The organism is Methylocystis sp., assembly GCF_021731785.1.
Taxonomy (GTDB): Bacteria; Pseudomonadota; Alphaproteobacteria; order Rhizobiales; family Beijerinckiaceae; genus Methylocystis.
This window is the reverse complement of sequence record NZ_JAKFWS010000104.1, coordinates 1-18,864: the sequence shown is the minus strand read 5'-3', so window position 1 is coordinate 18,864 and position 18,864 is coordinate 1. Positions and strand designations below refer to the sequence as shown.

Genomic DNA, 18,864 nt, shown 5'->3' with positions numbered 1-18,864 from the left:
CGAGCGCGCCGCTGGCGTAGCGCTTGGCCATTTCGGAGAGCGGGATCGGCTTGATTTTCGACGCTTGCCCCGCCGTGCCGAATTCCTCGTAGCGCTGCTTGCAGACGGCGCGCATCGCCTCCATCGCGGGCTTCAGATATTTGCGCGGATCGAACTCGCCCTTGTTCTTGCCGAGAACGCCACGGATCGCCGCGGTCATGGCGATGCGGTTGTCGGTGTCGATGTTGATCTTGCGCACGCCATATTTGATGCCGCGCTGAATCTCGGCGACCGGCACGCCCCAGGTCTGCGGCATCTCGCCGCCGGCGGCGTTGAAGGCGTCCTGCAGATCCTGCGGCACCGACGACGACCCATGCATGACGAGATGCGTGCTCGGCAGGCGGCGATGGATTTCCTCGACGACCTTCATCGCCAGGATCGCGCCGTCCGGCTTGCGCGAGAATTTATAGGCGCCATGCGACGTGCCCATCGCGATCGCCAGCGCGTCGACCTTGGTGCGGGCGACGAAATCCTCGGCCTGGGCCGGATCGGTCAGAAGCTGGTCGTGCGAAAGCTTGCCCTCGGCGCCATGGCCGTCTTCCTTCTCGCCCATGCCGCTTTCGAGCGACCCGAGCACGCCGAGTTCGCCTTCGACCGAGGCGCCGACCCAATGCGCCATGTCGACGACGCTGCGGGTGACGCGCACATTGTAATCGTAATCGGCGGGGGTCTTGCCGTCGGCCTTGAGCGAGCCGTCCATCATCACCGAGGTGAAGCCGAAGCGGATGGCGGTGGCGCAGGTCGCTTCGGCGTTGCCGTGGTCGAGATGCATGACGAGTGGAATGTCCGGCCAGATCGCGGCGAGCGCCTCGATCATCTTGGCGAGCATCACGTCATTGGCGTAGGCGCGCGCGCCGCGCGAGGCCTGGATGATGACCGGCGCGTCGACCGCCGCCGCCGCCTCCATCACCGCGAGCCCCTGCTCCATATTGTTGATATTGAACGCCGGAACGCCGTAGTCGTGCTCGGCGGCGTGATCGAGCAGTTGCCGCAGGGTGATCAGAGCCATTGTCGCCTCCGCTGTCTCTTACGTGTTAACTAGCGTCCGGGCCGCGTCAGCCACTGCCTCGGCCGTAACGCCAAAATGCTTATACAGCTGGCCCGCCGGCCCGCTCGCGCCAAAGCCACTCATGCCGATGAAGGCGCTACGCTCGCCGATCCAGCGGTCCCAGCCGAGCCGAACCGCGGCCTCGACCGCGACGCGCGGGGCGCCGCCGAGCACCTCAGCGCGATAGGCCTCGGACTGAGCCTCGAAGAACTCCCAGCACGGCATGGAGACCACGGCGGCCTTCAGTCCTTCCGCGCCTAGAATGTCGGCCGCCGCCAGCGCGATTTCAACCTCGGAGCCCGTGGCGAGCAGGGTGACGTCGCGCGCGCCGTCAGCCTCGCGCAGCACATAGGCGCCTTTCGCGGAAAGATTTTCGGCGACCGGCCGCTCGAGGGTCGGCAGATTCTGCCGCGACAGGCTCAAGACCGAGGGCGTGTGGCGGCTGGCGAGCGCCAGCTCCCAGCATTCGGCGGTCTCGATCGCGTCGGCGGGGCGGAAGACGTGGAGATTCGGCATGGCCCGCAGCGCCGCCAGATGTTCGACCGGCTGATGGGTCGGCCCGTCTTCGCCAAGACCGATCGAATCATGGGTGAGCACATAGATGACGCGCAGGCCCATCAGCGCCGAGAGGCGGATCGCGCCGCGCGCGTAATCGGAGAAGACCAGGAAGGTGCCGCCGTAGGGAACGAATCCGCCATGGAGCGCGATGCCGTTCATCGCCGCCGCCATGCCGAATTCGCGCACGCCGTAATGGATGTAGCGCCCGGAAAAATCGTCCGGCGAGACCTCGCCCATGCCCTTGGTGATGGTGAAATTGGAATGCGTGAGGTCCGCCGAGCCGCCGATCGTCGCTACAGTCGCGGCGTTGATGACGCCGAGCGCCATTTCCGAGGATTTGCGCGTGGCGAGTTTCGGCTTCTCGGCGGCAAGCGTCGCGCGGAATTCGGCGAGGGGCTTCGCCACCTGCGCCGCGACGTCGCTTTTCATGAAGGCGTCGAATGCGGCGCCTTTGGGCGAAGCGGCGCGTCGCGCCTCCCAGGCTTCGCGCGCCTTGGCGCCGAGGCGTCCCGCGGCGCGCCAATTTTCCAGAACGTCGCCCGGCAGTTCGAAAGGCGCATGCGGCCAGACGAGCGCTTCACGCGCGGCGTCGATCTCCGCCGCGCCGAGCGGCGAACCATGGCAGCTTTCCTTGCCCTGCTTGGTCGGTGCGCCATAGCCGATCAGCGTGCGGCAGCCGATGAGCGAGGGCCGCGGATCGGCCTGCGCGGCGGCGATCGCTTTCGCGACCGCCTCGGGGTCGTGGCCGTCGACAGGGGCGACATGCCAGCCGGCGGCGGCGAAGCGCGCCATCTGGTCCATCGAGGTCGCAAGGCTCGTCGGCCCGTCGATCGAGATCGAATTATCGTCCCAGAACAGGATGAGCTTTGAGAGCTTCAAATGTCCGGCGAGGTCGATCGCCTCATGGCTGACGCCTTCCATCAGGCAGCCGTCGCCCGCCAGAACATAGGTGAAATGGTCGACGAGATCGTCGCCGAAACGCGCCGCCGCGAGACGTTCGGCGATCGCCATGCCGACCGCCGTCGCGAGCCCCTGGCCGAGCGGCCCGGTCGTCGTCTCGATGCCGGCGGCGTGGCCATATTCGGGGTGGCCCGCCGTCGGCGAACCGAGCTGGCGGAAATTCTCCAGCTCCTCGCGGCCCATTCCCGGATAGCCAAGCAGATAGAGCAGCGCGTAAAGCAGCATCGAGCCATGGCCGGCGGAGAGCACGAAACGGTCGCGGTCCGGCCAGTCCGGCCGGCTGGCGTCGAATTTCATGAAACGCTGGAACAGCACGGTCGCGACGTCGGCCATGCCCATCGGCATGCCGGGATGGCCGGATTTCGCCTTTTCGACCGCATCCATCGCCAAGACGCGAATGGCGTTGGCGTCGCGCCGCGGATCGGTCTTTGCGCCCGCCGCCGCCGACGTTTGCTTGGCCGCTGTCAGTATAGTGTCGTTCACGTCACGCCTTTCCTGCGTCTGACCAGTTCGAGAATCCTCGGCGTGAGGATCAGCTGCATCGCGAGATCGAGCTTATTGCCAGGTATTACAATGGAATTTGCGCGCGACATCCAGCTTCCCGCGATCATCGACACAAGATAGGGGAAATCCACCCCTCGCGGATCGCGAAAACGAATGACCACGATCGATTCGTCGGGCGTCGGAATCGAACGGGCGACGAAGGGATTGGACGTGTCGACCGTCGCCGCGCGCTGGAAATTGATATCCGTCTCGGAGAATTGCGGACAGATATAATGCACGTAATCATGCATCCGCCGCAGGATCGTCTCGGTGACGGCCTCGGTCGTATAGCCGCGCGAATGCCGGTCGCGGTGCAGCTTCTGCGTCCATTCGAGATTGATGACCGGAACCACGCCGATCTTGAGATCGGCGTAGCGCGCGACATTGACCTCGTCCGTCACCACGGCGCCGTGCAGCCCTTCGTAAAAGAGCACGTCGGTATTGGGCGGCAATTCGTGCCAATCGGTGAAGGTTCCCGGCGCGACGCCGAGGACCGCCGCCTCGTTCTCGTCATGGGCGTAATGGCGATAGCGGCCGGAGCCGGTCTCGCCATATTCGCGAAACAGCGTTTCGAGTTCAGCAAGCAGATTGGCGCCGGGGCCGAAATGGCTGAAATGATGATTGCCCTTGACCTGGGCCTCGAACATCGCCGTTTTCATTTCCTCGCGATTATAGCGATGGAAGCTGTCGCCTTCGACATAGGCGACCTCGATGCGCTCGCGGCGGAAAATCTGCTCGAACGTCGCCTTGACCGAACTCGTGCCGGCGCCTGACGAGCCGGTGATGGAGATGATCGGATGTCTGACCGACATTGGCGCTAACCGGAAAGCTTCAGCCAAGCGAACGCGCGGCCTGCGGCGTCGGCCGCGAAACGGCGGGGCTCAGCCGGCTTCTCGCATGGCGGAGGCGCAAAGGAAAGGCGCCTGCGCTCGCCGATTTGCCCCGCCAGCGAGGCCGCCGCCGATTTTTTGCCGCCCGCGCGACAGGGGCGTCGCTTCGCGCGCCGCCGGCTTCGCGCACCGTCTTGACTTGCGCCGGGACGGCAACCTATATCGCAAATTCTTCCAGACCGCGCAGGCGGCTCGGGGCGGAGTAGCTCAGTCGGCTAGAGCAGAGGAATCATAATCCTTGTGTCGGGGGTTCGAGTCCCTCCTCCGCTACCAGTTGCGGATTTTGTGTATATAATTCAATCTATTATCGCAATTTCCTACTCCTCCATGATCCGCCGCGGCCCTACGAACCCGCTACCAGATTCGCGCAAGGTCGCATGGCGTCGCGCATTTGGGTTGAGTGATCGAGCGAGAGTTCCTGACACGATATGTTGCGCAATTAAACCTACCCCGCCTCCGATCGCCGTGAAGAACGCGACGGCGTTTGCTAGGCGTTGGGCTTCGGCCTGGCAACGGGCGATGGACAGGCCGAGATAGGCGCACTGGGCGTCGACGCCCGCGCGCGCGCGAGACTGAGAAACCGGCGCAAGGCCGGATTGTCGTTGCCGGGAAGCCAGATCGCGCAATATGAAACGCGCCTGTCATCGCTCGAGAGCGGACGAAAAATGACGCCAGGTTCCGAGAACTCGTTCGGGAAGCTGCTCACAAGGCTGAGGCCGAAGTTTCGTGCGACGAGTCGCATGACCAAGCCTTGAGAAATATCGAATGTCGTCAGCGATAGGCCCTTTCCAAACTTCGTGATCCTCTCCGCGGCATAATCGGCTAACCCCGCAGCCGTCGCTTCACGGCCAAATATGAAGTGTTCATCCTTCAAGACCCCCCATTCGATGGCGTCACAGCCCGAAAGAGGGTGGCTGGCGGAAAATGCAACGCAAAGACTGGCGCTCCACAACGTCTCGGAGTCGCAGCCCGGCGCGGGAGTTCCGCTTACAGCGAAAGCGACGTCGAGCCGTCGATCCATGACTCCGGCGATCAACTTCCACGATGGCCATTCGAAATAGTCGAAGCAGACGTCCGGCTGCGCGTCCCGAAACGGGCTTAGGAGATCGCAAAGAAAATCAGAATAATCGGACGATGGAACTCCAACACGAATCATCCCCTGCGAGCCGCGCCCAGCCGCAGCTGCGTTCTTTATCGCGTGGTCGATTTCCGCGAGTGCGGCGCGCGTGCGTTCGAAGAAGTGCTGCCCAGCTATCGTCGGGCGCGCGCCATTCGACTGACGCTCGAACAACGACACGCCGAGATCGTCCTCGAGCGCCCGAACGCGACGGCCAACAGCGGACTGTCGCACGCCGAGAATCTTGGCCGCCCGGCTGAAGCTCGCATGATCGGCCACGATTAACGCCTGGGATATCGAAATATGATCGACTATGACGATATCTCCTTAGTAACAAGCTCGTTAATCGAAGTGACTTTGGCGCGCTTGCGAAATGGTCAGATTTTGAACTTCAATCTGAGGCGTCCTCGCTATTGCGCCGAGGCTGTCAAGCCGTTTTGCAAAAAGATGACGCAATCGTCCTCGGCGATGACCGTCTTTCGATGGGTGATCGCGAGAACGGTCACCTCATTGGCGATCCGTCGGACTTGCGACATGATCTCTCGCTCAGTCGCGTTGTCGAGCGCGGAGGAAGCCTCGTCGAGGAAGAGAAACTGCGGTTCCGAATAGAGCGCTCGCGCGATGGCGATGCGCTGGCGTTCGCCGCCCGAAAGCTTAAGCCCTCTTTCGCCGACCACCGTGTCGAAGCCTTCGGGAAGCGCCTCGATGAAATCGAGAATCGCGGCTTTTCGAGCGGCATTGCGCAGTCGCGTCTCATCTAGCGACCGTCCCAATACAAAATTGGTCTTCAGGGACTCGTTCAGTAGCAAAATGTCTTGGGGAACGACGCCAATCTTGGAAAGCCAACTGTTGCGCGATACCTCATTCAAATCGATCCCATCAATCAGGATGCGTCCCTCCGCGGGCGTGAGCGACTTGAGCAAGAGCCGAAATATTGTGGATTTTCCAGACCCGGTTTGTCCGGTCAAGAAGGTCAAACGGCCTCTCTCGGCGTAAAAAGTGACGTTTTTTACGCCGCGTCCATTTGCATAGGCGTAGCTCACCCCCTCGAAGGAGATCCGTCCATTTGGGACGATCAGCGGCTCAGTCTCGACCGCGTCAACTTCCTCCGGAGCGAGCCACATTCTCGCGAAGGGAAGAAACTGCGAATAGGACCGGATCAGATTGTCGATTGCTTGGCCGACCATTTCGAAGGGCTGATTGAGTTGCAACAGAAGGGTGTTGAACAGAACGACATCGCCAATGGTGAGCTTTCCTTCTCGATATTGAGGCAGCAGCAGCGCAAAGGTGAGCGCGAATTGAATCGCGAGCGCTATGCCGTAGAAGCTGGCGTAGCCAATGCGTTTGAGGCTAAACCGGCGCCAGTTGTCTCGAACGTCGCCGGACTGTTGCGAAAAGCGAATCTTGAGCCATTGATCGGATTCGAAAAGACGCAGCGTCTCCATCGCATGCATGGCGTTGCCGACGAACTTGGCGTTTTCCTGTACCGATCCGATCGCTTCGTTTAAGTGTTGGCTGGTCCAGCGGTTTGCGAAATATGTGAAAGCGATGAAGGCTGCTCCATAGACGAACACGATCGTGGCAATCTCGGCGTTGATCACGGCACCGACCGCAGCAATCGTGAGCCCTATTTGGACGAGGTTCGGAATGATGCTCGCCAGCGCCAATTGTACGAAGGCGTTGAGAGCCGCTTGCCCTCGCGACTGAGCGCTCTGAATTTCCGCGGAGTTGTGATCGACGAAAAAATTCGTCGTCTTCTTCAAGATTCGTTCAAAGAAGGCGACGCCGGAAACGAAATTCAGGTTCTCGCTCGTGAGAAATGTTAGGTACCGGACCGCATGACGCAGGATAGTCGCCACGCCCAGCAGACCCGCGTAAATGAAGGACACAAGTAACAATGATTCGTAATCCCTCGCCGAAGGCAGGCGATCAATCAGCTGGGAAAAGACATAGGGCGCAGCGACGGATGTGAGTGATGAGAGCGCGACGATGAAGGCAACCGAGGCCAGAGTCCATCGCGACGAACGCCAATAGTCGGAGAGGATCGCCGATATCGGCTTCAGAGCGTCGACCCATTCAACACTCATAGCGTCCATCCCTATTTTCCATGGCGCGATAAAGAGGCCTTTCTTCGCTGAAGACCATTCGACAGATTCTTCCGCGCTGAACCCAAGTTCTTTCGATTACTGACGACGATAGTTGGTGAGGCCGCACTTGCAAATGAATCTACCCGCCGCCGATCGCCATGAAGAAGCCGGCGGCGTCGGAGATTCTCTCAGCTTCCGATTGGACGCGCGTCAGCAAAGCGCGCTGGTAGGATTGCTGCGCGATCAGAACGGCGAGCTGCGACGCGCCGCCGGCGCCCTTCTGCATGCGCGTTTGCTCATAAAACCGCTTTGACGCGGCCTCCGCCGCGCGCGCCGCGGCGACCGATTTGGCGTCGAACTGCAGCGCCCGCAGACTATCGGCGACATTTTCGAGCGCGTTGACCACCGTCGAGCGGTATCTTCCCTTGGCCGCGTCGAGTTGCGCCTCCGCCTCCCGCTGCTGATGATACAAAGCCATGCCGTGAAAGATCGGCTGTGCGAGAGCGGCGCCTTGGTAGTAAAAGCCGGTGCCCGGGGTGAACAGCTCGGCATATTTAAGCGCGCTCGTCCCAACATTCGCCGTTAGCGTCAGATTAGGCAGCCGCGCCGCGACGGCCACGCCGATTTGTGCGCTGGCCGAATGCACATCCGCTGCCGCCATCCTTATGTCCGGCCGCTTTGCGACAACTTCCGCAGGAAGGCGCAAGGGCATGTTCTTTGGAAGAGTCAAGCCGGCGAGATCGAAAATCTCACCGACTTCATCGGAAGAGTTGCGGCCGACGAGCGCGGTAAGGCGGTTGCGCTGGAAGGCGAGTTGCTTTTCGAGAAAAGGGAGGTTCTGACGAATTTGCGCCAGCGCGGCGTTCTGCGCGGAAATGTCGGTTCCAGATGCGGCGCCGGCGGCGTATTGGCGTTCGATCAACAGGAGATATTGCTGTTCGAGATCGATGATTTTCTTCGTGGCGGCGATCTGGCCGCGGAACGAAGCCTCCTGCGCCGCCGCCTGGATAAGATTGGCGATGAGCGTGAGCCGCGCGGCGTCATATTCGAACCGCCGGCGGTCGGCTTGCGCCTCAAGCGATTCGACCGAGCGGCGTATGCCGCCCCAGATATCGGGAGTCAAAGATATCGCAAGTTGCTTGGAGTGGAAATTGACGGGGATCTGAGTGGCGGGATCTCCCCTTGTAAGAAGCGAACCCAACGTTCGGTTGTCTAAGGATATGGCGTCGATCTGCGGCAAGAGCGCGCCCTCTTGAACGTAAGCGGCGTAAGTGGCGGCGCGTATCGCCGCCTCCGCCGCCTCGAGCGTGGGACTATTGGCGAGCGCCTCGTCGACAAGCGCGTTCAGACCCGGCGAGCCGAACGCCTCCCACCAGCGCGGCGAGACTCCCTCCTCCACGAATGTCTGGCCGTTTCCCGGCGACGCGGGCGGCTCTTTGGTGAAGCGCGCCGTGTCGGGAGGCGGCGGCGTGACGTAATCCGGGCCGACGGCGCAGGAGGAGAGCGCGCAACATAGCAGCGCGACCGCGCAGCGCCGCCTCGGTCGACGCGACCACGACAGAACCCCTGCCGGAACGCTAGTCACGGGCGAGCGCCTCCACGGGATTGAGCTGCGCCGCACTGCGCGCCGGCGCATAGCCGGCGACGACGCCGGTCAATGCCGCGCAGGCGACGGCGACGACGATGGCGCGTATGGACAGCACGAATTCGAATTGCTCGGGCGACAGCCATGCGATGATGAAGCCGATGGCGACAGAAAGTGTGACGCCGCCGGCGGCGCCGAGCAGGCAGGCGGCGACGGCTTCGGTGAGAAACTGATCGCGAATATCGGAGCGCCGCGCGCCGACGGCGATGCGTATACCGATCTCCCTGGCGCGTTCGGCCGCCGAAACCAGCATGATATTCATGACGCCGACGCCGCCGACGACGAGCGAGATCGCGCCGATCGCGGCGAAGACGAGCGACATGAGTAGGACGACATTTTCGGTCGTCTTGCGCGCTTCGTCCAAGTTCCAAATGACGAAGTCTTTTGTCCGATGCCTCTCCAGCAGCAACTGCGTCATTGCGCTCTCAGCGGTCGCCATCGATTGATCGGCGTGCAACCTCAGGAAGATGTTCTTGAGATTGCGGCGGCCGGTGAGCCTCGTCGAAACGACCGAGAACGGCGCCCAGACGTTGAGCGAGTTATCGCTCTTTTGTTCGAGCCGCCCCTTAAGGTGCCCGACCACGCCGATGATTACGCACGGAAGATTTCCGATAAAGATCGTCTTGCCCAGCGGATTTTCGGAGCCGAAAAACCGTCGCTCCACATTCTCGTCGATGACTGCAACCTGCGCCTGTCGCCTCTCGTCTTCTGCACTGAACGCGACGCCTCTGACGATGGCGAGTGATTTGGCGTCGAAATAGCTCTCGCCGACGCCCCAGATCGTCGCGAGTCCGCTCGCCGACCCATATCGCAGCAAGGACGACGTCATCTGCGTCGGACTGGCGCTGCGGACATAATATTGACCGCGAAGAGCGTCGACGTCTTGAATGGTCAATGTTTGCACGCGCTCGGCGCGCGGGTCGCCAATCTCCCGTCCGGGTTCGATTTCGAACGATTTCGTGCTCAGCGCTCTAAGAGACTGCTTCAAGGCATACTGTGCGCTTTCGCCGAGGGCCACGGTCATGATGACGGCGAAGACGCCGATGATGACGCCGAGCGCGGTCAAGGCTGTCCGCAGCCGATGCGCCCGCAACGCCAGGAACGCCATGCGCGCCGCCTCGCCATAGCGGGTCAATGGCGAGGACCGGATCGTCGCGATCGATGGTTTCGACGACGCCTGCTCGGCCTCATGTCCGAAAGCGCGGTCGCTGACGATGATGCCGTCCGCCATTTCGATGATTCGCTTCGCATGGCTCGCGACTCGATGGTCGTGCGTCGCGATGATCAGCGTATGCCCCTGAGCATTGAGCTCGAGCAATAGTTTCATCATCTCCTCGCCGGTCGCGCTGTCGAGCGCGCCGGTCGGCTCATCCGCGAGAATGACAGCGCCGCCGTTCATCAGCGCGCGCGCGATGCTGACGCGCTGCTGCTGGCCGCCGGACAGTTCGTTCGGCAGATGATCGAGCCTCTCGCCGAGGCCGAGACGCGTTAGCAGCTCCGTCGCGCGCGCGTAGCGTTCGGCGGCGCTTGTGCCGGCGTATACCGCAGGAATCTCGACATTGTCCCTCGCGGTCAGCTGCGACAGCAAATGATAGCGCTGGAAGACGAAGCCGAAATAGGCGCAGCGCAAGGCGGCGGTCTCGTCGGGATCGAGCTTCGAGGTATCGCGTCCGTCCACGCGATATACGCCGGCGCTCGGTCGGTCGAGGCAGCCCAGAATATTCATCAGCGTCGATTTTCCCGAACCGGACGCGCCGACGAGCGCGATCATCTCGCCGGACCGAATGTTGAGATCGATGTCGCGCAGCGCGTGAACCTGCTGCCCGCCAACGACATAGCGTCGCGATACGCCGCGCAATTGTAAGAGAGAGTTGTCGCTCATCGACCGCCCTGCGTAGCGACTTGTTCTCCGACCACGACAGATTCGCCTTCCGACAATCCGTCGAGGACCTCCACCTGGAAATGATTATTGGCTCCCGTCCGAACACGGCGCGCCTCGATCCTCCCCGAGGAGGCGGCGACGCGCACGATAAATCGGCCGTCTCCGATCCTCTCTCCTAACGCAGCGACGGGAATCGCAAGGACTTTACGAGCGTCGCCGAGTCTGATCGACACCTGCGCCGTCATGCCGATGCGCAGAAAGTGACTGGGATTTGGAACCTCAAACAGCGCGTTATAGAACACGGCGTTCGAGGCGCTCGCGGCGCTCGACGCCGACGCGTTGGCGAGAGGCGATGAGGGCTCGGAGAGGCTCTGTGGCGCGGGTTCGACCGCGCGGAGCACGCCCACAAACTTGCGATCCGGTTCGCTCAAAATCGTGAAGGACGCGGCCTGGCCGACCCGCACGTGCGTCACGTCGCCTTCCGAGATTTGAGTCTTGACCGTCATCGTGTCGAGATTTGCGAGCTTGAGGATGACAGGAACAATTTGCGTCGCGACGACGGTCTGGCCGACCCGAACCAATATTGCGATGACGTCGCCGTCGATCGGGGCTACGATTTTCGTATAGGCGAGATTTGTGGCCGCGTTCTCGATTTTCGCATGCGCTTGCGCGATTTGGGCGTCGATCGAAGCGATTGTCGCTTCCTCGACGAGTAAGTCCTGCTCGGCCGATTGCAGCTCGCGCTTGGTCGTAGCGTCCCCTCTCATCATTTCCTTTTGACGATCGAACTCGAGCTTCTTCTTCTTCTGCCGGGCGACCGCCGCACGGCGGTCGGCCTCCAGCCGCGCGAGATTGGCTTGTTCCACGCGAAGATCGTTTTCGGGCAGCCGCGGGTCGATGATGGCGAGTAGATCGCCGGCATGGACGTGATCGCCAAGCTTCACATTCAGAGTCTTCAGCTGCCCGGTCACCCGCGTGCCGACATCGACCTGATCGATCGCCTGCAGCGTCCCTGTTGCAAGCACCGTCGTCTCGAGGTCGAGACGCCGAGCTTTCTCCGTGAGATATTCAACCGGCGCCGGCGTCGCCAGCCATCGCACCAAGAGAAGCGCCGCAATCGCCCCGACAACAAGCAGCGCGACGCGGACGCGGCGGCTGTGGAGATCGAACAAACCCGGAAACGCACGCATCGCTATGATTCGACGCCACGACGAAGATGCAACGTCCGCTCTCGTTCCGAGCGGCGGCGATATTCCGCGATCTCACGCGAGAGCGGATGTCTTCGTCCAAAGGAAATCTCCGTGATCGGCGCGACCATCAGCAAGCGCTCCGAATCGCCGACTTCGAATTGGCACATGATGCCGCCACGCTGGCCGGCGTCGAACACGTTGATCACTTTGCATCTGCAGGTCTGGCTTACTCCACGCATTGAGCTGACGATCGTTTTGCGTAAACGCTCGCTCGGATGCGCGCCGAGAGGCAGACATCGTCGTAGTCTTTGCAATAGCCTACGATCTTCGAGCGCGTTTGAAGCGCCGTCAGGATTGACATCGATATGTATGGCCGTATGCGGCATAACCAGCGTCTCCAGCTAACGACATGCGCGAGTCACACCTTGATCTCCAGCAGACATATGCTGAGCGCAACGCGACGTTGTACCGACGTCTCGTCGATTGCTTCGTGTTTGGTCGTCAGCACGATTCTCTGCAGCGATCCCTTTGACTCTTGCATCGGGCTGCAACCGCCATCAGCCGCGCATCCCTCGCCGCGACTAGCTTCATGACGCATGCGCGATCGTCAGGCGAACAAAGCGCCTTCATCTCGTTCCAGCACTCTCTATTCTGCGCCTTGCATTTGCGCTCGCAGGCGGAATCTTCGCCTTCCATCGCCAACGTCGAAGCCGCTCCGAGAATGACCGCCGCGATCAAATTTATTTGGATTGCGCGAAGCATGCGGCGAACTCCTAGGTCACGTCGTCCAGGGTTTCGATGTCGCTATTTGTGCGGCGCCGTGCATTCGCACATCGCCGTCTCTAACCCGAGTTCTGCGTCTCTTGCGCGAGAACCGCGAAAGCGGCGCGCCTTCCGCTTTTTCCACCAGATATAGACGCCCGTCGCAGACAACATGGCGAGGGCGAGGCCAAAAGCGCTAACGAATATTTTGTAGGGCAGGCCGAATACATGCGCCATGTGCAACGCCGGGAGCCAGCCGTCGAAAAGATCGCCAAAGCGCTCGGGCGCCGGCGACATGAATTTGATCAGCGCGCCGGTGTCGCCGTCGAACATCAGAAGCGCCGGCTTGGTGTGGGAGCCGTCGGGAAAGTGGAGGCTGGTGCGCGCCCCATAGACATAGAGGCCGCCTCGCTCCTGATAAGAGAATAGGGCCGGCGGCTCGGCCGTGAGACCGCGTTGCGCCGCCTGCTCGGTCATTAGACGTTCGCCGACCTCGAGCGCCCTGCGCCAGCCGAGTGCGGGTGCAGGATTTGCCGGCCGATGCATGATGTCCTTGAGTTCATCGATGACCGAGCCGTGATCCATCAGTTTTCCCATCGCCCAATCATAGGCGGGCCGCAGGTTGAACATCACGCCCGACCAGGCGAAGACGAGCAGCATGGGCCACAGCCATAGGCCGCCCGCGCGATGCAGATCGAAGTTCAGCCGATACGCGCCAGCGCGCCGTTTGATCCCCCAGGCCACTCTCCATTTTCGCCAGAAAGCCGAGGATGCAACCGGCAGAGTGAGATAGAATCCTACGAAGCAGTCGAGCGTCCAAATGATTGCGAGTATCCCAAGGAAAAGTTTGCCGCCGCCTTTGATCAGCAGCTTCGAGTGCAGCTGGAAGACGAAGGGCATGACATTGACGAGCCCTTCCGAAAGGTCAGCGTTGTTGCGCCGTCCGAGCTCGGCGCCGGTCCAGGGATCGATGAAGAAGTCGGTGAAGCCGAGCCGGTAGGGCTTTCCAGTCGCGGGATCGGTTTCCGGCTGGAATGCGATCGCGGCCTGATCAGACTCGAATTGCGTCGCCCCGCGGACGCGCGCATGCGGGATGAGCGGCGCGGCGCGCTCCATCAACGTCACGAGGTCGAGCTGCGCAACGCCCGGCCGCGGCGTTGCGAAGAGCTGCGGCGCAAAAACGCGCTGCAACTCGACGTTGAAAGCGAGCAGGCTGCCGGTAAGGCCGATGACGACGAGGAACGCCGCCAGCAGCAGCCCCACCCAGCGATGCAACCAGACAAAGAGACAGCGCGCCATCGCTAGAATTCCACGCGCAGCGAACCGAGGGCCGCGAAAGGCGCGCCATAGCTGAGGCGGCCGGCGATGTTGAAGCCGTTCGTCGGGTTCGCGCTTATCGCGCCATCGGTGTAATAGGTGCGATCGAAGAGATTGGTCACATTGAGCTGCGCCGTCGTTTTCAGGCCGTCCAGACTGAATGTGTAGGCGGACATCAGATCGACCGTTCCCCAGGACGCGAGGAGTGGCGGGGTTCCGAAGCGGGCGGCCATTGAATTTTGGATCGGCTGCGAGCCGTGATAGGTGTAACCGGCGCCGACCTTCAGCCCTTTGAACAACTCGTCCTGAAATTCATATGTGCTCCAGAGGCTCGCGAGGTTCCGCGGCACATTGGGAAAGCGCTGGCCGGGTTCTGTGCCGCCCTGTCCAAAGCCGATCGAGGTGCCTTTGGTGACTCGGACATCCTGGTTCGTGTATGTGACGATCAGGTTCCAACCGGGCAGCACCTCTCCCTGAATATCCAGTTCAGGTCCTTTGCTCCGCGCCTCGCCGCCTATGAGGACGCAAGAGCCGAGCCCGCAAACATGAGCCGGGTTGTTATCCGTGATCGGAACATTCGTCTTGGTCAGTTCGTAATAGTCCGCCGTGGCGCGCAACTTTCCGCCGAAGAATTCGAACTTGATTCCGGCCTCCCAGCTTTTGGCGTTCGAAGGCGGCACGAGATCGCCAGGATAAACTTGCGAAACGCCGTTTGACGCGAATCCTTCGGTATAATTGCCATAGACGCTTACCCATTCCTGGGGACGCCAGAGCAGGCCGAAACGAGGTGTAACCGCGTCCTTTTCCAGCCGTGGAGTGGTAAGATTCAGTCTCGCCGGCGGCGCGACGGCGGTCAGAGTATTGTTTTCCTGGATAATCTTCTGGTACCGAAATCCGGCCATCACATGGATGTTGTAGGGTAGCTCGATCTGGTCCTGCAGATAGGCGCCGATCGTCTCCTGCAGGCCGAAACCGGTAATGGCTTGTCCCACAGGGGGGGTGATCGGCGCACCTGGATGGCTTGGGTAAGCCAAGCTGATTCTCGACCAGCCCCAAGGAGCGGTCACAAGGGTCGACGCGAAGCTTGTCCGGTAGTAATCGCTTCCGAGCAGCACCGTGTTTCGCGCAAAGAGCACATCGAAATGCCCGACGACGTCGAGATTGGCTGAAAACGTCGTCTGCGGCGCGTAAACAATGTTAGTGAACCTGGTTGCGGCCGGATTGGCGCCTCCGGTGACGCTCGTGGCCGCCAGCGTTGTCTGTGTCGCGGTGTAATCGATGCGGAAGTAGCCGACGCGCGCCTTGAACGACAAATCGTCATTGAACTTATGCGAACCAATCAGGGCGGCGAAGATCGACGGCGAGTGAATGGGGGAGTTCTCTGTATAGTTGACGTTCCGCGGCCGCGTCACGAAAGCGCCCCGGAACGTCGGATTATCGGGTCTGTACATGGAGGCCAGATCGTTGTTGTATTCAGCCTCCACCTTCAGCCATGTCGACTCGCTGGGACTCCATTTGACAACGGGCGCGATGAAGAAGTTTTGACTGTGGGTTAAGTCGATGAACGAACCATAAGGCGCGCCATTGTTCTCATAAGAGGTATCGAGACGATAAAGGATCGACTTATCCGCAGTCAGGGGGCCGGTGGCGTTTGCGACCGTGCGATAAAGGGCAAGCGACCCTATCTGCTGATTGATGGCATAGTGAGGCGTGGCTTGAGGCTCTTTCGTCATAATATTGACGATGCCGCCAGGTTCAGAGAGCCCATAGAGGACAGCGGCGGGTCCCTTCAGCACCTCGATGCTGCTCACATTGGCGAGCTGTCTCGCGCCACCGACATCGGCATTGCCGAGCCCTTCCATGCGAAATCCGTCCCGGAATATGTTCGGAGTCTGAAAGCCGCGAATGACGACTCCGGCGGTCCGGGCGAAACCGCCATACTGGGAGGCGGTCGGAACATAGACGCCGCTGACGTTGCGCAGCGCCTGGGCGAGCGTAATGTCCTGCTGATCTTCCATAACCTTCTGCGTGATCACTTGCACATTTATCGGCGTATTCATGATCGGCGTGTTGGTCTTCGTCGCCGTGGAGGCGTTCGGCACGACATAGCTGTTCTGGGGCGTCAGAACGGGCGCGCCGGCCCCGCCACGCCCATCGCCCGCGCCGTCGCCGTCGCTGTCGGCATTTGTGCTCGTTCTTGCGGCGCCTGGGCCTCGCCGGACGTCGCCGTTCCCATGCCTCACGCCGCCAATGTCGATCGTCGGCAGCGACTGTTGCGCGAGCGCTGAAGAAACTGACGCCAGCGCGGCAACGCTGGCCGTGTATAAAATGTGACGACGGCGCATGCTCTTGGCCTCCATATCTCGTACGCCGATCGAATCGGCGTTGGCGCGCCCCAGGCGCGAACCCGCATCGATTTCAAGGGGTAGCGCACCATTTCTGACATGGTCCTTTCAAGACGCCTCAAGCAGAGCTTTGTTTGTCGCTGTTGCTTTGAAGACACACCGCGACTGATTATGCTTTGTCTCCACCGGTCCGGCGCGCGACGCCGACTGCGACGTTGACCAAGGGAGCGTCGGCGCATGACCATCTTGCTGGTTGAAGACGAGCCGGAGATGGCGGGTTTGATCGTCGATCAAATCCGCCATGCGGGCTTGGTCGTTGATCACATGTCCAATCTCGCAGATGCGCGGCAGGCCCTTCGGGACTTGTCTTATGATCTCGTATTATTGGATCGACGCTTGCCTGACGGCGACGGGCTGAGCTTGGTGCCGGAAATTCGAGCCGCCCAACCGGGCCTGCGCGTGATTATGCTGACCGCGCTCGACAAGACGAGAGACAAGGTCGCGGGTCTCGACAATGGCGCCGACGACTATTTGATCAAGCCGTTCGATGTCGAAGAACTCCTCGCCAGAATTCGTGCTTGCCTGAGAAGACCGGGCGGGACCACGATCCCGCCGATCAAGCTAGGGTCGTTGGAGTTCGATTTCGCGACGCGCGCGGCTTGTGTTCGCAACAGACCGGTTCTGTTTCACGGAAAGGAGCTCGCTTTGCTGGAAGCACTGCTTCGCCGGGCCGGACAAGTCGTCGCCCGAAAGACTCTGATGGGTGAGATTTACGGTCTTGACGAGGAAACGCTGCCCAATGCTCTGGACGTGCTCGTCTCGCGTTTGCGCAGACGCCTCAATCAGCTTGAGGCGGGAATCGCCATACACGCCGCGCGCGGCATTGGCTATCTTTTTGCTGAACAGACGCCATGAGAAAACAGCCGTCGCTACTAAAACGTCTCGCCGGTTCGCTGGTCGTCGTCCAATTTGTAATGGTGCTGATCACCCTCGAAGGAATCATATTTATGGATTTGGCGGCTGGTTTGGTATCCGGCGGTTCAGATCTCGACAAACACGCTGAACGGCATGTGAGGCAATTAGTTGCGAACTCAATCGTACAGGCGACGGATGGTTCGGCATTGATCGCGCCAACAGCCGCGCTGGAGCGCTACGGCGCGCGAACGCCGACCTTCAAATATGCCGCCCTTGACCCTGCCACTCGACGCTTGCTGCCCGGTTCGTCTGCGGATTTGGTGAGGAGCTTAGGCCACATCGATCACATACAGATTGACGTCACGAAATTTGCGATCGTCGGCGATCACGGAGCGCACCACATGGGCAATATGCGCAAGCTCGAAACTCCTGCCGGAGAATTCGTTATTGTAACATATGGCTATGCGTTCGACGTCGCCGACATCGATATGATGTGGTCGATGATGACGCCGTTTGCCTCCATGCGCGTCTTTACGACTTTGTGGCCCCTCATCTTGATGACCCTCGCAATTGCATTGTTCGTCGCGCGAAGCAGCCTGAAGCCGCTTCAGCGCGCTGTCGCATCCGCGAAGGGAATAGACCTGACATCCTTGGATCAACGTCTCCCCACCGATGACGTTCCGGTCGAAGTGCTTCCGCTGGTCAACGCCGTGAACGACGCGCTGGCGCGGGTCGATTTAGGCGTCACTCAACAGCGTCGTTTTATCGCAAATGCCGCGCATGAGTTGCGAACGCCCGTGGCGATACTCAATGCGCGAATCGATAGCCCGAGAAAGCCGACCTTTGAAATCGACGTCAAACGTGATGCACGCCGCATCCGAAACATCGTCGAGCAATTGCTGGTCGCGAGTCGGCTTGGAGAGCTACCGGAAGAAGCGGAGCAGGAAGTCGATCTTATAGAGATTGCGGAACGCCAAGTCGTCGATCATATGGTCGTAGCCATCAAAAGCGGTCGACAAATCGATTTCCGCGCGCCGCAGACCCAGGTCATCGTGAAGGGCAACCGCCGGGCGCTGGAAAGCGTCGTCGCCAACCTCATCGACAACGCGCTGCACGCCGAGCCTGAGAACGGAACGATCGTCGTTCGGCTGACGCGAGAGGCGACGCTGGAGGTCGTCGACCACGGCCCGGGCGTGTCGGAAGCCGAGCGGGAATTAATCTTCGAACCCTTCTGGCGAAAAAGCGACGCCGGGCCAGGAACCGGGCTCGGGTTGGCGATCGTCAAAGAAATCGTCGAGCTGCATAAGGGCCGGATCTCGATCGAAACCACCCCGGGCGGCGGGGCGACATTCAAGGTCTCGCTTCCGCCAGCATAGTCAGCTGCGCGTCGCTCGCTTGGCAGAAAAAGCCATCTCGATCGAAAAGGCCAAAGAACTCACTCGGGGGGATCGGCGGTAACGGACCTCCGCTACCAGTTACGGGCTTTTCGTATTAAATACAGCTATATAATGAATTTTGCTGCGACGCCATTCCTCGCCATATTACTACGATACCGCTACCACCGTT

At 60.9% G+C, this 18,864-nt stretch carries 14 protein-coding genes and 1 tRNA gene; 3 read left to right on the top strand and 12 right to left on the bottom strand.

Features of this window, described 5'->3' with window-relative positions; genetic code table 11:
• The 3 genes from fba to QZ964_RS16025 all read right to left on the bottom strand — a co-directional run.
• The coding region (gene fba, locus QZ964_RS16035; protein WP_292532710.1) for a class II fructose-bisphosphate aldolase at nt 1–1,048 on the bottom strand (1,048 nt) is incomplete at its 3' end.
• A gap of 18 nt (nt 1,049–1,066) precedes the next feature.
• A complete protein-coding gene (gene tkt, locus QZ964_RS16030; protein WP_292532711.1) occupies nt 1,067–3,073 on the bottom strand; it encodes a transketolase in 2,007 nt (668 codons plus the stop codon).
• Between the two features lie 11 nt (nt 3,074–3,084).
• Nucleotides 3,085–3,960: a phosphoribulokinase gene (locus tag QZ964_RS16025; protein WP_292532708.1), complete on the bottom strand. Its 876-nt coding sequence runs from the start codon at nt 3,958–3,960 to the stop codon at nt 3,085–3,087.
• 274 nt (nt 3,961–4,234) lie between these two features.
• On the opposite strand from QZ964_RS16025, the gene QZ964_RS16020 reads away from it, so the two are divergent.
• Nucleotides 4,235–4,311 (top strand) — tRNA-Met (locus QZ964_RS16020).
• 214 nt (nt 4,312–4,525) lie between these two features.
• On the opposite strand, the gene QZ964_RS16015 is transcribed toward QZ964_RS16020, so the two are convergent.
• The 9 genes from QZ964_RS16015 to QZ964_RS15975 form a co-directional block, all read right to left on the bottom strand.
• Nucleotides 4,526–5,434 (bottom strand): LysR family transcriptional regulator, encoded by a 909-nt coding sequence (locus QZ964_RS16015; RefSeq protein WP_292532707.1) that lies wholly within the window; start codon nt 5,432–5,434, stop codon nt 4,526–4,528.
• Nucleotides 5,435–5,565: 131 nt separating this feature from the next.
• Nucleotides 5,566–7,251 carry an ABC transporter ATP-binding protein gene (locus tag QZ964_RS16010; RefSeq protein ID WP_292532705.1) on the bottom strand — a complete coding sequence of 562 codons (1,686 nt, stop codon included), beginning with the start codon at nt 7,249–7,251 and terminating at the stop codon, nt 5,566–5,568.
• 130 nt (nt 7,252–7,381) lie between these two features.
• Nucleotides 7,382–8,827, bottom strand: coding sequence for an efflux transporter outer membrane subunit (locus tag QZ964_RS16005; protein ID WP_292532703.1), 1,446 nt, complete (start codon nt 8,825–8,827; stop codon nt 7,382–7,384).
• Nucleotides 8,820–10,769 (bottom strand): MacB family efflux pump subunit, encoded by a 1,950-nt coding sequence (locus tag QZ964_RS16000; RefSeq protein ID WP_292532702.1) that lies wholly within the window; start codon nt 10,767–10,769, stop codon nt 8,820–8,822. Before QZ964_RS16000 ends, QZ964_RS16005 begins: the two co-directional genes overlap by 8 nt.
• Complete coding sequence (macA, locus tag QZ964_RS15995; protein WP_292532700.1) at nt 10,766–11,959, bottom strand: macrolide transporter subunit MacA; 1,194 nt, start codon at nt 11,957–11,959, stop codon at nt 10,766–10,768. Before macA ends, QZ964_RS16000 begins: the two co-directional genes overlap by 4 nt.
• 2 nt (nt 11,960–11,961) lie before the next feature.
• The gene (locus QZ964_RS15990; protein ID WP_292532699.1) at nt 11,962–12,165 is read right to left on the bottom strand and encodes a hypothetical protein; all 204 of its coding nucleotides are present in this window, start codon (nt 12,163–12,165) and stop codon (nt 11,962–11,964) included.
• A gap of 212 nt (nt 12,166–12,377) precedes the next feature.
• A complete protein-coding gene (locus QZ964_RS15985) occupies nt 12,378–12,500 on the bottom strand; it encodes a hypothetical protein (RefSeq protein WP_292532697.1) in 123 nt (40 codons plus the stop codon).
• 263 nt (nt 12,501–12,763) lie between these two features.
• On the bottom strand, nt 12,764–14,020 hold the full coding sequence (locus tag QZ964_RS15980) for a PepSY domain-containing protein (RefSeq protein WP_292532695.1): 1,257 nt from the start codon (nt 14,018–14,020) through the stop codon (nt 12,764–12,766).
• Nucleotides 14,021–14,022: 2 nt separating this feature from the next.
• Nucleotides 14,023–16,383, bottom strand: a complete 2,361-nt coding sequence (locus tag QZ964_RS15975) for a TonB-dependent siderophore receptor (protein ID WP_292532694.1) — start codon at nt 16,381–16,383, stop codon at nt 14,023–14,025.
• A gap of 237 nt (nt 16,384–16,620) precedes the next feature.
• Between QZ964_RS15975 and QZ964_RS15970 the strand changes: the two genes are divergently transcribed.
• Both QZ964_RS15970 and QZ964_RS15965 read left to right on the top strand, forming a co-directional pair.
• Nucleotides 16,621–17,298, top strand: a complete 678-nt coding sequence (locus tag QZ964_RS15970) for a response regulator transcription factor (RefSeq protein WP_292532692.1) — start codon at nt 16,621–16,623, stop codon at nt 17,296–17,298.
• A complete protein-coding gene (locus QZ964_RS15965) occupies nt 17,295–18,674 on the top strand; it encodes a HAMP domain-containing sensor histidine kinase (protein ID WP_292532690.1) in 1,380 nt (459 codons plus the stop codon). Before QZ964_RS15970 ends, QZ964_RS15965 begins: the two co-directional genes overlap by 4 nt.
• The last annotated feature ends 190 nt before the right edge of the window (nt 18,675–18,864 follow it).

What these genes read in the sequence shown, in the direction of transcription:
- QZ964_RS16010 (WP_292532705.1), bottom strand. Translation starts at nt 7,251, where the DNA reads ATGGACGCTATGAGTGTTGAATGGGTCGACGCTCTGAAGCCGATATCG.
- QZ964_RS16000 (WP_292532702.1), bottom strand. Translation starts at nt 10,769, where the DNA reads ATGAGCGACAACTCTCTCTTACAATTGCGCGGCGTATCGCGACGCTAT.
- QZ964_RS16025 (WP_292532708.1), bottom strand. Translation starts at nt 3,960, where the DNA reads ATGTCGGTCAGACATCCGATCATCTCCATCACCGGCTCGTCAGGCGCC.
- macA (WP_292532700.1), bottom strand. Translation starts at nt 11,959, where the DNA reads ATGCGTGCGTTTCCGGGTTTGTTCGATCTCCACAGCCGCCGCGTCCGC.
- QZ964_RS15985 (WP_292532697.1), bottom strand. Translation starts at nt 12,500, where the DNA reads ATGCAAGAGTCAAAGGGATCGCTGCAGAGAATCGTGCTGACGACCAAA.
- QZ964_RS15965 (WP_292532690.1), top strand. Translation starts at nt 17,295, where the DNA reads ATGAGAAAACAGCCGTCGCTACTAAAACGTCTCGCCGGTTCGCTGGTC.
- QZ964_RS15970 (WP_292532692.1), top strand. Translation starts at nt 16,621, where the DNA reads ATGACCATCTTGCTGGTTGAAGACGAGCCGGAGATGGCGGGTTTGATC.
- QZ964_RS15975 (WP_292532694.1), bottom strand. Translation starts at nt 16,383, where the DNA reads ATGCGCCGTCGTCACATTTTATACACGGCCAGCGTTGCCGCGCTGGCG.
- QZ964_RS15980 (WP_292532695.1), bottom strand. Translation starts at nt 14,020, where the DNA reads ATGGCGCGCTGTCTCTTTGTCTGGTTGCATCGCTGGGTGGGGCTGCTG.